This is a genomic window from Achromobacter sp. UMC71 (genome assembly GCF_014170305.1).
Taxonomy (GTDB): Bacteria; Pseudomonadota; Gammaproteobacteria; order Burkholderiales; family Burkholderiaceae_B; genus Achromobacter.
Genome location: NZ_LZZT01000028.1, coordinates 13,555 through 25,753 on the forward strand (window position 1 = coordinate 13,555; position 12,199 = coordinate 25,753).

At 66.1% G+C, this 12,199-nt stretch carries 12 protein-coding genes; 1 reads left to right on the plus strand and 11 read right to left on the minus strand.

The genetic code is table 11. The features are described from left to right. Position 1: 1 nt before the first annotated feature. From A9974_RS12715 to A9974_RS12735, 5 genes are all read right to left on the minus strand, one after another. Entirely contained in the window at positions 2–1,192 is a 1,191-nt protein-coding gene (locus A9974_RS12715; RefSeq protein ID WP_183004450.1) for a 5-(carboxyamino)imidazole ribonucleotide synthase, read from the minus strand. Positions 1,193–1,197: 5 nt separating this feature from the next. After that, positions 1,198–1,719, minus strand: a complete 522-nt coding sequence (gene purE, locus A9974_RS12720) for a 5-(carboxyamino)imidazole ribonucleotide mutase (protein ID WP_183004451.1) — start codon at positions 1,717–1,719, stop codon at positions 1,198–1,200. Positions 1,720–1,793: 74 nt separating this feature from the next. Then, positions 1,794–2,366: a disulfide bond formation protein B gene (locus A9974_RS12725; RefSeq protein WP_183004452.1), complete on the minus strand. Its 573-nt coding sequence runs from the start codon at positions 2,364–2,366 to the stop codon at positions 1,794–1,796. Between the two features lie 8 nt (positions 2,367–2,374). Further along, positions 2,375–2,533: a DUF5993 family protein gene (locus A9974_RS12730; RefSeq protein ID WP_183004453.1), complete on the minus strand. Its 159-nt coding sequence runs from the start codon at positions 2,531–2,533 to the stop codon at positions 2,375–2,377. Positions 2,534–2,782: 249 nt separating this feature from the next. Next, complete coding sequence (locus A9974_RS12735) at positions 2,783–3,664, minus strand: phosphoribosylaminoimidazolesuccinocarboxamide synthase (protein ID WP_183004454.1); 882 nt, start codon at positions 3,662–3,664, stop codon at positions 2,783–2,785. Positions 3,665–3,839: 175 nt separating this feature from the next. On the opposite strand from A9974_RS12735, the gene A9974_RS12740 reads away from it, so the two are divergent. Continuing rightward, positions 3,840–4,295: a GFA family protein gene (locus A9974_RS12740; protein WP_183004455.1), complete on the plus strand. Its 456-nt coding sequence runs from the start codon at positions 3,840–3,842 to the stop codon at positions 4,293–4,295. A gap of 102 nt (positions 4,296–4,397) precedes the next feature. Here A9974_RS12740 and fba read toward each other — a convergent pair whose 3' ends face one another. The 6 genes from fba to A9974_RS12770 all read right to left on the minus strand — a co-directional run bounded on the left by fba (position 4,398) and on the right by A9974_RS12770 (position 12,164). Beyond that, positions 4,398–5,462 carry a class II fructose-bisphosphate aldolase gene (gene fba, locus A9974_RS12745; RefSeq protein WP_183004456.1) on the minus strand — a complete coding sequence of 355 codons (1,065 nt, stop codon included), beginning with the start codon at positions 5,460–5,462 and terminating at the stop codon, positions 4,398–4,400. A gap of 224 nt (positions 5,463–5,686) precedes the next feature. Next, positions 5,687–7,126, minus strand: coding sequence for an amidase (locus A9974_RS12750; RefSeq protein WP_183004457.1), 1,440 nt, complete (start codon positions 7,124–7,126; stop codon positions 5,687–5,689). Next, positions 7,119–8,750, minus strand: coding sequence for an ABC transporter ATP-binding protein (locus A9974_RS12755; protein ID WP_183004458.1), 1,632 nt, complete (start codon positions 8,748–8,750; stop codon positions 7,119–7,121). The genes A9974_RS12750 and A9974_RS12755 overlap by 8 nt, the downstream gene beginning before the upstream one ends. Continuing rightward, positions 8,750–9,589, minus strand: coding sequence for an ABC transporter permease (locus tag A9974_RS12760; RefSeq protein WP_183004459.1), 840 nt, complete (start codon positions 9,587–9,589; stop codon positions 8,750–8,752). Before A9974_RS12760 ends, A9974_RS12755 begins: the two co-directional genes overlap by 1 nt. Then, positions 9,586–10,563 (minus strand): ABC transporter permease, encoded by a 978-nt coding sequence (locus tag A9974_RS12765; RefSeq protein WP_183004460.1) that lies wholly within the window; start codon positions 10,561–10,563, stop codon positions 9,586–9,588. Before A9974_RS12765 ends, A9974_RS12760 begins: the two co-directional genes overlap by 4 nt. Next, the gene (locus A9974_RS12770; protein WP_183004461.1) at positions 10,560–12,164 is read right to left on the minus strand and encodes an ABC transporter substrate-binding protein; all 1,605 of its coding nucleotides are present in this window, start codon (positions 12,162–12,164) and stop codon (positions 10,560–10,562) included. The genes A9974_RS12765 and A9974_RS12770 overlap by 4 nt, the downstream gene beginning before the upstream one ends. Positions 12,165–12,199 lie beyond the last annotated feature (35 nt).

Sequence of the window (12,199 nt, forward strand, 5' to 3'; positions counted from 1 at the left end):
GTCAGTCGGGCGCCTGCATGCCCAGCGCGGCGGCCACGCGCGCGGCGTCGGCCTGGGCCTCGGGCAGCGTCGCCGCGACGATGGTGACGTGGCCCATCTTGCGACCACGGCGCGCTTCGCGCTTGCCGTACAGGTGCAGCTTGGCGGTGGGCACCGCCAGCGCCGCGGCCCAGTCGGGTTCGCGCTGCGCATCGCCCGTCGCGGACGGATACCAGATGTCGCCCAGGATGTTCAGCATCACCGCGGGCGCCAGCAGGTCGGTGCTGCCCAGCGGCAGGCCGGCCATGGCGCGCGCCTGCTGTTCGAACTGGCTGGTGACGCAGGCGTCCATGGTGTAGTGGCCGCTGTTGTGCGGACGCGGCGCGATCTCGTTGACGATCAGACTGCCATCCTTGAGCACGAAGAACTCCACGCACAGCACGCCGTGATAGCCCAGGCCCTGGGCGATCGATTGCGCGGCCTGGGTGGCGCGCGCCTGGCGTTCGGCGTGGGCGGCGTCCAGCTTGACCGGCGCCGCGGTGGACACGGCCAGGATGCCGTCACGGTGTACGTTACGCGCCACCGGGAAGACCACGCTGACGCCATCGAAGCCGCGCGCGATCACGACCGAGATCTCGTAGTCCAGCGGCATCAGCGCTTCCAGCACGCAGGCCACGCCGCCGAATTCGGCAAAGGCGGCGAGCGCGGCCTCGCGCGTATCGATGCGGGCCTGGCCCTTGCCGTCGTAACCCAGGCGGGCGACCTTGAGGATGCCGGGGAACAAGGCAGCCGGCGCGGCGCGCAGGTCGGCTTCGCTGCGGATGGCCGCGTGCGGCGCCACCGTGATGCCTTGCGCGGCGATGAATGTCTTTTCGGAAATGCGGTCCTGCACGATCGCCACCGCATCGGCGGCCGGGCTGACCCGGCAGCGGGTCGCCAGCGCGCGCAGGCTGGCGGCCGGCACGTTCTCGAATTCGGTGGTGACGGCCTGACAGGTCTGGGCCAGGCGCTCCAGGCCGGCCTCGTCGTCGTAGGCGGCCTGGATGTGCAGGTCCGCCACCATGCCGGCGGGGCATTCGGCGGCCGGGTCCAGCACGGCGACCTTGTAGCCCAGGCTTTGCGCCGCGTGGCAGAACATGCGGCCGAGCTGGCCGCCACCGAGCAGGCCGAGCCAGCCGCCGGGGGCAATGGTGAAAGCAGTCGATTGCGTCATTCGGATCAGGCCTCGGGCGGAACCTTCATATCGCGCGCGGCCTGCGTCTGGCGCGCGCGGAACGCCACCAGTTTCTTGTGCAGGCCCGCGTCGGTGCCCGCCAGCGTGGCGATCAGGTGCAAGGCGGCATTGGCGGCCCCGGCTTCGCCGATGGCGAAGGTGGCCACCGGCACGCCCTTGGGCATCTGCACGATGGACAGCAGCGAGTCTTCGCCGCGCAGGTACTTGGACGGCACCGGCACGCCGAACACCGGCACTTCGGTCAGGGCCGCCATCATGCCCGGCAGGTGGGCCGCGCCGCCCGCGCCGGCGATGATGCCGCGCAGGCCGCGATCAAACGCCGCGGCGCCGTATTCGGCCATGTCCTGCGGCATGCGGTGCGCGGAGATCACGCGCGCCTCATAGGGCACGCCGAAGTCTTCAAGCATGGTGACCGCGTGCTTCATGACCTCCCAATCGCTGGAAGAACCCATAATCACGCCCACCACGGGGGTGGCCTCTGCCGCTGCGGAAGTCTTGGCTGTCATAACCGGTGTCAAAGAGTTGGATTACCGCGGCGAAACCGCGAAACCCGGTATTTTACCCGGCGCCGGCAACACCCTTACGGCGGACTGGCGGAACCCAGCCAGAGATAGGTCGTGGGATTGTCCGGGCAAGGCCCGAAACCGCACTGCAGCGTGGTACTGCCCAGGTTGCCCAGCACCATGATGAAAAACAGGGCCATGACCAGCACGCCCAACGCCGAGACCGGCCGCTTGAGCACGTTGTCGCCCCACTTGCGGTCGGCCGACAGCATCACCACGCAGAACACGACCAGGACGCTGAAGACGATGAACGCCCAGGTATAGAAATGCAGCCCCAGGAAGGGCGTGCCGTAGCCGGGATCGCCCGGCGCAATGTGCAACAGCACCTGGCGGCCCGCTGCCACCATGCCGCCCAGCGAGGCAGCGATCGTCATGGCGTAGTGCATGGGCGACGGGCCCAGCCGCATATTCAGCATCAGCCCCACCCCGGCCAGCACCAGGGCCACCCGCTGCAGCAGGCAAAGCGGGCACGGCAGCTCGTCATAGGTGAATTGCCAGACGAACGCCAGGCACAGGATGGCTGTCACGCCCAGCAGGGCCAGGCCATTGAGAATGCGCGAGCCGCGCGCGGGATTGCGGGAAAAAATCATGGCCGTCCCTAGAGCGAGAGCGCCAGGGGGCTGGTCATGTGGAACTGGCACCAGATGGCGAAGACCAGCAGGGTGATCAGCCAGAAGGCGACGCAGGGGCGGCGCTTGCCGATCATGCCGAACCACACCGCGGCCAATCCGGTCAGGAAAGGCAACATCATTATCATGCGCAGCTCCTTTCTACATCCGGTGGGCGATACGCCCTCGCGGCGGCTGCGGGCCGCGCCCGGCAAGTTGGCTAAAGGGAAAGCCGCGCGGCCGCGCCGCCAGCTTCCTGATGCAATGTGCCGGCGAGTATAGCGTAACAATAAGCAATAATTCTTACCAAAACCTGGGGATTTCCCGAGGTCACTGGGCTCGCCAGGCGAAAAAAAACCGCTCGGATATGAGCGGTTTTTTCAGGGAAGGCCCAGGCCTCAGGCGATCAGGCGATCCAGCGCTTCGCGGTACTTTGCGGCGGTTTTTTCCAGCACGTCCTGGGGCAGGCGCGGCGCGGGCGGGGTCTTGTCCCAGGTCTGGGTTTCGAGCCAGTCGCGCACGAACTGCTTATCGAACGACGGCGGGCTGATACCCACGCGGTAGCCGTCGGCCGGCCAGAAACGCGAGGAATCCGGGGTCAGCACTTCGTCCATCAAGTAGAGCGTGCCATCGTCGTCCAGACCGAACTCGAACTTGGTGTCGGCGATGATGATGCCCTTGGTAGCGGCGAACCTGGCGGCTTCTGCGTACAGCTTGAGCGTCACATCACGGATGCGTTCCGCCATTTCCTGGCCGACTTCCTTGACCACGTGGGCGAAATCCACGTTTTCGTCGTGCATGCCGAATTCGGCCTTGGCGGCGGGCGTGAAGATGGGCTCGGGCAACTGGCTGGCCTGTTGCAGGCCGGCGGGCAGCTTGATGCCGCAGACGGCGCCGGTGGCCTGGTAGTCCTTCCAGCCGGAACCGATCAGGTAGCCGCGGGCCACCGCTTCGACCAGGATGGGCTTGAGGCGCTTGACCACCACGGCGCGGCCGCGCACCTGGTCGATCTCGTTGGGCGCGACCACGTCTTCGGGCTTCACGCCGGTGGAGTGGTTCGGCAGGATGTGGGCCAGCTTCTGCAGCCAGAACTCGGTCAGTTCGGTCAGCACCTGCCCCTTGCCGGGGATGGGATCGTCAAGAATGACGTCGAACGCCGAGATGCGGTCCGAGGCGACGATCAGCAGCTTGTCGTCGCCCACGGCGTACATGTCGCGGACCTTACCGCGGCCCAGCAGCGGCAAGGACGTGATGCTGGATTGATGCAAAGCAGAAGTCACGGGAAAAATGGCCTATGGCAAAAAATGAGGGCGCAAGAAAGCGCATAGGTTACTGCAAATAGGTCTGTCTTGCCGGGGCGCGGACCCCGGGTTAGTCTGGCTGCATTCCAATATATGCGCCGGCCGAGGCCGCTCGTCACGGCGCCCCCTTTTCACCTGGAGGAGACAAAGTCGTATGCAGGATGCATCCCTAAAACGCGCGTCCCATGCCGACGCGCAGGTCCACCTGACCGGCGGCTGCCAGTGCGGGGCCGTGCGCTATGCGGTGACCGATGAGCCCATCATGGCGGCCACCTGTCATTGCCGCGATTGCCAGTATTCCAGCGGCGGCGCGCCGGCCCACGCGCTGATGTTCCCGGCCGGCTCCGTCATCCTGCTGCGCGGCAAGGCGCGCGAACACCGCTACAAAAGCGACTCGGGCCGCACCGTGATGCGCAGCTTCTGTGCGGACTGCGGCACGCCGCTGTTCGGCGGCTCCGACACCACGACCTATGAGGTGGTGCGGGCCGGTTCCCTGGACGACCCCGAGGCCTTCCATACCCGTGTCAGCCTGTGGACCGATTCGGCGCCGTCCTGGCACCACGTGGACAAAGCCGTGCCCCACTTCCCCAAGAACGCGCCTCCCGCCTAGGGCGGCGGAAAAAAAACGGGCCCCTGCGGGCCCGCTTTTTTTGTCGCGCTGCCAGCCCGGCTGGCCAGCCCAGAAGGGCCACCCGCCGGGGCGGCTGACGGCTTACTGCACCACCTGGGCGAGCTTGCCCGACGCGTACTGGGCGGCGATGTCGGTCAGCGGCAGGGCCTTGATCTTGCTGGCGTTGCCGGCGGTGCCGAATTCCGTATAGCGAGCCACACAGATTGCCTTGGCGGCGGCGCGGGCCGGCTTCAGATATTCGCGCGGGTCGAACTTCTCGGGGTTCTCGGCGAAGAAGCGGCGGATCGCGCCGGTCATGGCCAGACGGATATCGGTGTCGATATTGATCTTGCGCACGCCGTACTTGATGGCTTCCTGGATTTCCTCGACGGGCACGCCGTAGGTTTCCTTCATGTTGCCGCCGAATTCGCGGATTTCGGCCAGCAGTTCCTGCGGCACGCTGGAGCTGCCGTGCATCACCAGGTGGGTGTTGGGCAGACGGGCGTGGATTTCCTTGATGCGGGCGATCGACAGGATGTCGCCGGTGGGCTTGCGCGTGAACTTGTAAGCGCCGTGGCTGGTGCCGATGGCGATGGCCAGGGCGTCCAGCTGGGTGCGGCGCACGAAGTCGGCGGCTTGTTCCGGGTCGGTCAACAGCTGGTCCATGGTCAGCTTGCCGTCGGCGCCGTGGCCGTCTTCCTTGTCGCCTTCCATGGTTTCCAGCGAGCCCAGGCAGCCCAGTTCGCCTTCAACCGTGACGCCCAGCTTGTGGGCGATGTCCACGACCTTCTTGGTGACGTCGACGTTGTAGTCGTAGTCGGCGATGGTCTTGCCGTCTTCCTTGAGCGAACCGTCCATCATGACGCTGGAGAAGCCCAGGTCGATGGCGCCTTGGCAGACCTTGGGCGACTGGCCGTGATCCTGGTGCATGACCACGGGAATGTGCGGGTAGGACTCCACGGCGGCCTGGATCAGGTGCTTCAGGAAGCCTTCGCCGGCGTACTTGCGGGCGCCGGCCGAGGCCTGCATGATCACCGGGCTGTCGGTCTCCGCCGCGGCTTCCATGATGGCCTGAACCTGTTCCAGGTTATTGACGTTGAAAGCCGGAATGCCGTAGCCGTGCTCGGCGGCGTGGTCGAGCAACTGGCGCATGGAGACTAGGGCCATGAGTGGTCCTCCTTAGGTACTGTGGATTGAAAGATGGTTGAAATCGAGCCGAATGGCGAGATTTTACGGGGGAATCGAAGAAAGGTCTTGAAACCGCAGGTATCCTATCCCTTCAGCCGATGCCGCCGGCGCCCAGCGCGCCGGTCCTCCCCCCTTGGAAGGAGCTCCCGCCCTCCCCCGACACGGGGAAAGGCCGAAGCAGCCCCCATCTTTCCCGCCGACCCCTAAGCCATCCGGGGGACGGCGATCCGTCCGGCCCACGGCTGGGCCGCCTCCAGTTGGGCCGACAGGGCCAGCACGACATCTTCACGGCCATAGCGGCCCACCACCTGCACCCCGACCGGCAGGCCAGCCTCGGTCCAGACCAGCGGCAGGCTGGCGGCCGGTTGCCCGGACGCGTTGAACGCCGCCGCGAACGTACCGTAGGTGGCGACCTTGCGGCGGAAATCCAGGAAAGTGCCGCTGGCGGTGGAAAGTTCGCCCAGTTTCAACGGCAACTGGGTCAGTGACGGTGACAGTATGGCGTCATAACCCGCCATATAGCCGTCCAGGATGCGGCCGATGGCATGAAAACGGTTGACGCTGGCGATGTACTGCGCCGCCGGCAGCGCCTTGCCGTAGTCATAGCCTTGGCGCAACACCGGCTCCAGGTCCTGGTCGTGCAGCGGCTGGCCGGTAATGCCCAGGCGGGTGTCCACCGACAGCACGATATTGCCGGCCAGCACATTGGCGTGCGCCAGCACGAACGCCTCGTACTCGATGTCGGGGGGGGCGCCCTCGACCACCTCGTGCCCGAGTTCCCGGCACAGCGCGGCCGCCCGCTCCACCGCCGCGACGCATTCGGGTGCCACCGGCACGCCACTCCAGGCGCTGCGCCAGACGACGATGCGCCGCTTGCGCGGCGGATCGGACAGCCGTTGCAGATAGGAAGCCGGCGCCGCCGGCGCCGCGTAGGGAGCACCCGGCTCGGGCGCTGCGATGGCGTCCAGCGCCGCAGCCGTGTCGCGCACCGAGCGCGACAGCACGCCATCGGTCGCCAGGCCGCCCCAGCCTTCGCCCCGCGACGGCCCCATCGGCACGCGTCCGCGCGACACTTTCAGACCATAGACGCCACAAGCCGCGGCGGGGATACGGATCGACCCCCCGCCATCGCTACCATGAGCCAGTGGCACGATGCCCGCGGCCACCGCCGCCGCCGCGCCGCCGCTGGAACCGCCGGAAGAACGGGTCGGGTCCCAGGGGTTGCGGGTGGGTCCGCCGTTTCGCTGCGCCTCGGTGGTGGGCGCCATGCAGAATTCCGGCACCGTGGTGCGCGCGAAGGGAATCAGGCCGGCCGCCTCGAAACGGTCGGCCAGGGTAGCGTTGCGGACGTAGGCGGTGTCGTTCAGCAGGCGCGAGCCCAGGCTGGACGGAAAGCGTGTATGCGCCAGCCCGGAGTCCTTCAGCAAAAAGGGAATCGCACGGAACGTACCCGCCTGGCGCCACGCGCGCGCCACCGCCAGCGATTCCTCATAGCGCTCGTAGCACAGCGCGTTGAGCGCGGGCGCACGCTCGCTCGCCAGTCTGATCGCGCAGGCCATGAGGTCTTCGGCGCTGACTTCGCCTCGCGCCAGCAGGTCGGCCAGCGCCAGTCCGTCCAGCCTCTGATACTCGTTGTCACGCATACTGCTTGCTCCGGGTTGAGGGGTCCGACAGCGCCGCCAGCTCGGGTTTGTTCCAGGCCTTGCCCGGCACCGAGTCGATCAGGCGGCGCGTATATTCATGTTGCGGGTGGTAGAAAATCGTGGCGGCGCGGTCCAGCTCCACCAGTTGCCCCTGCCGCATCACGGCGATGCGGTCGCAAATCTGCGCCGCGACGCGCAGGTCGTGGGTGATGAACAGCACCGACAGGCCGAACTGGCCGCTGACCGTCTTGAGCAAGTCCAGCACCTGCGCCTGAATCGACACGTCCAGCGCCGACACCGCCTCGTCCGCCACCAGCAAGCGCGGCTTGAGCGCCAGCGCGCGGGCGATGCCGACCCGCTGGCGCTGCCCGCCCGAGAACTGGTGCGGATAGCGCTCTCCGGCGTCACCGCCCAGGCCCACCAGTTCCAGCAGTTCCCGGGCCTCGCGCAGCGCGGTCTTGCGGCTCTCGCCGAAGGCGATCGGCCCCTGCGCCACGGCCTCGATGACCCGGTGGCGCGGGTTGAGCGATGCGTACGGGTCCTGAAACACCATCTGGATCTGGCGCCGGTAGGGGCGGAAATCGCGGGGCGCCATGCCCACCAATTCGCGGCCTGCCATCCGCACGCTACCGCTGTCGGGCGAGATCAGGCCGATCAGGGTGCGTCCCAGCGTCGACTTACCCGAGCCGGACTCCCCCACCAGCCCCAGGGTCTCGCCTTGGCGGATCTCCAGCGAAATGTCGCGCAGCGCCTCGACCCGGCGCCCGCCGGTGGCAAAGGTCTTGCACAGGTTGGCCACGGTCATCAGCGGCGGCGCGGGTGCGGCCGCGTCCTTGCCCTCGGGCTTGTGCGGGACCGCAGCGATCAATTGGCGGGTGTAGGGATGCTGCGGCCGGTTCAGAATGTCATCGGCCGCCCCGGCCTCCACCACTTCGCCCTTGCGCATCACCACGATGCGATCGGCGATGTCGGCCACCACGCCAAAATCGTGGGTGATGAAGATGACGCCGATGCCCATGCGACGCTGGATGTCCTTGATGAGGTCCAGGATCTGCGCCTGCGTGGTGACATCCAGCGCCGTGGTCGGCTCATCGGCGATCAGGACGTCCGGCTCCAGCGCCAGCGCCATCGCGATGACGACGCGCTGGCGCTGGCCGCCGGACAGCTGGAACGGAAAGGCCTCGTACATGCCCTGCGGATCGGGCAGCAGCACCTGCCCGAACAGTTCCAGCACCCGCTGGCGGCGGGCGCCGGCGCTCAGGTTGGTATGCCGTTCCAGAACCTCGTCGACCTGGCGCCCCACCCGCATGATGGGGTTGAGCGCCGTCATCGGCTCCTGGAACACCATGCCGAAGCAACGGCCGCGCAAGCCATGCCAGTCCGTGGCCGACAGACCGACCAGGTCGCGCCCGCCATACAGGATCTGGCCCCGCGTGACGCGCAGTTGATCCGCTGGCAACAGACCCATGATGGCGTGGGCCGTAACCGACTTGCCCGAGCCCGATTCGCCCACCACGCACAGGATCTCGTTGCGGTTCACGGTGTAGGACACGCCCTGCACCACCGTCGGCCCGTCATGGGCGGCGGTCACATTGAGATCACGGATTTCAAGCAGCGCGCTCATCACGTCGTCCTCCTGCGGGCCAGTTTGGGATTGAGTGCGTCGTTCAGCGCTTCACCGATAAGGTTGAGCGACAGCACGGTCAACAGGATCGCCAAGCCCGGAAACACGCTCATCCACCAGGCATCGCGCAACACGCTGCGCGAGGCGCCGATGATGTAGCCCCAAGTCATCGCATTGGGATCGCCTAGGCCCAGGAAGCTCAGCGCCGATTCCAGCAGGATGGAACTGGCAATCATCAGGGACCCCGACACAATCACGGGTGACAGGCTGTTCGGCAGGATCTGCGTCAGAATGATGCGCAGATTGGACTGCCCCGACAGCATCGCCGCCTGCACGAACTCGCGGTTTTTCAGGCTCATGAACTCCGCCCGCACGAGTCGCGCCAGCGGCGGCCACGAGACCACCGCGATGGCGAAGATCACCGTGGCCATGTTGGGCGTCAGGATGGCCACCAGCACCACCGCCAGGAAAAAGCTGGGAATGGTCTGGAACAGCTCGATGAAACCGACGATGGCCTGGTCCACCCGTCCGCCATAGAAACCGGCCAGAGCGCCGACCGTGATGCCCAGCAGAATGGAGACTGCCGTGGACACCGCAGCCAGCACCAGCGTGATACGCGAGCCATAAGCGATACCGGTGGCGATGTCGCGGCCCAGCGTATCGGTGCCCAGCAAGGCGCCGTCGGACAACGGCGGCATGAAGGGGCCGTTGGTGATGTCCCAAGGGCTGTCCGGAAAGATCCAGCTTGCGGCGATGGCCACCAGCGTCACCAATGCCAGCACGATCAGGCCCATGATGCCGCCCTTGTTGCGGCAGAACGATTGCATGAAGGTTTTCATTTGAGTTCGATCCTGGGGTCCGCCACCGTGTACAGGATGTCGGTGACGAGGTTGACCACGACCACGATCAGGGAGGCCATGAAGAACACGCCAAGCAGCACGCTGTAGTCGCGCTGGATCAGCGCATCGAACGCCAGCCGGCCGATGCCGGGCCAGGCGAAGACAGTCTCCACCAGCAGCGACCCGCCAATCAGCCCGCCGGCCTGGATGCCGGCGTAGGTGATGACCGGCAGCAGCGCGTTGCGCAGCACGTGGCGCACGATTACCGTGCGCTCGGACAAGCCCTTGGCACGCGCGGTCTTGACGAAGTCCAGCTGGCTGATTTCCAGGATCGAGGCGCGCGTCAACCGCGCGTAGACCGCCATGTAGAACATGCCCAGGGTCAATGCCGGCAGCAGCAGGTGCCTGGCCACGTCCGCCACGCGGGCCAGACCGGAGAGATTGGCGCCGACGCTTTCGTAGCCGAACGCGGGTAACCATTCCAGGTTCACCGAAAACAGCAGAACCAGCATCAAGCCGACCCAGAACAGCGGCGTGGCGTAGGCCAGCATCGACAGGGTCGTGATGACGGTATCACCCCATTTGCCCACCCGCAGGGCTGCCTGGGTACCCAGACTGACTCCCGCCAGCAGCGCGAAAGCGAAGGCCGACAAGGTCAGCAGCAAGGTCGCCGGCAGGTGCTGCAGGATCAGGCTCGATACCGGCGCCTGCTGCCGATAGGAATAGCCCAGGTCTAACGTGGCGACGTTCTTCAGGTAGTGGCCCAACTGCACCGGAATCGGCTTGTCCAGCCCGAATTCCTGCCGCAGCTTGGCGATGAACTCGGCATCGACCGCCCCCGATTGGCCCGCCAGGATCTCGGCCGGGTCGCCCGGGGCGGCCCGCACCAGAAAGAAGTTGAAGAGCGCGATCATCAGCAGAACCAGGACGCTCTTGACCACCCGGTTCGCCAGGAACTTGGCAATCTTCTTCATTCTTTGGACAGCCAAGTGTCGCTCTGCGTATCCACCACGCCAAGCGCCGTGGTCACGGCGTCATGCACGCGCTTGTTCAGCAGGGTCGAATAGTTGGTGTCGGCCAGCCACAGCACCGGCACATCTTCCACCAGGATGCGTTGCACCTCGCTGTAGAGCTTCTGGCGCTCTTCGTCGGTGGCGGCAGTCGCGGCGGCGTTGAACAGCTCATCGACCTTGGGGTTGTTGTACTGCGACGTATTGGTGAACATCAGCCCCTTCTTGATGTTGCTGCCCAAGTAGGTGCGGGACACGCCGATGGCCGGATCTCCATACTGGAAGACCCCGTTGGCGCCCATATCGAAATCCCAGTTGCCCACGCGGCTGGTCCAGCCGCCGACGTCGGTGTTCTCCAGCGTCACGGCCACGCCGATCTTGGCCAGGTTCTGCTTGATGTATTCGGCCACGCGGCGCGGCATCTCACCATAGGGCAGCGGAATCAGGCCAACCGTGGCGCGCACGCCTTTGGCGTCTGGCTTCAGGCCCATCTCGTCCAGCAGTGCGACGGCCTTTTTCGGGTCGTAGGGATACGGTTTGACGTTGGCGTCGTAGAAACGCGTGTTGTGGTGGATGGGGCCGGTGGCGACCGTGCCCGTGCCGAACATGATCTTGTCGGCAATGAACTGGCGGTTGATGCCGTACATCAAGGCCTGGCGGAAGCGCTTGTCCGAAAAGGGCGGACGGCCGCCGTTCAGCTCGATCCACTGCATGGTCGACCAGTACTCATACCCTTTGTGAGTCTGCGTGATGTTGGGCAGCTTGGCCACGCGCGCCAGATCCACAGGCTCAATGTCCTGCAGCCAAGCCTGCATCACGGTGCCCTGCTCCAGCGCCACGCGGCGCGAAGCCGAGTCGGGAATCACGCGGTAGGTGATGCCGTCCAGGTAAGGACGCCCCGCCTTCCAGTAGTGTTCGTTCCTGACCAACTCGATGTAGGACCCGCGTTCCCAGCGCTTGAACTTGAACGGGCCGGTGCCGATCGGCGCATTGTTGTGCGGGTTCTGCCCGATCGGCGTATCGCCGTCGTACAGGTGCTTGGGCAGGATCGCGCCGCCGCCGATGTCAAACGCATACAGGAAGGCAGAGTACGGCTGCTTCAGCTTGAACACCACGGTCTGCGCGTCCGGCGCCGAGACCTCCTGCACATTGGCCATCAAGGTGCGCGTGCGCGGTGTGTTGGCCAGTACCTTGGTGTACGTGAACACCACGTCATCGGACGAGAACGGCTTGCCATCGTGCCATTGCACCTGAGGCTGCAGGTGGAAGGTGTAGGTCAGGCGATCCGGCGACACCTCCCACGACCGGGCCAGGCCGGGCTGGGGCTTCAGGTCAAAGGAATACGTCAGCAGGCTTTCGAAGATCTTGCCGGCCACCAGTTGCGTGCTGGCGACCTGCTGCACCGCCACGTTCAGGGTTGGCGGCTCGGGGCTCAGGATGGCCGTCAGCACTCCGCCGTATTGCGGGGTTTCGGCGGCATGCGACGGGAAGGAAGCAAAGGGCAACAGGCTGGCCGCAGCCAGGGCGCAGCGCGCCAGGACGCGCAGGGCGTGGGAAAAGGTCATGGCAGGAATCCGTAAAAAGGAGCTGGAGCGCGTAC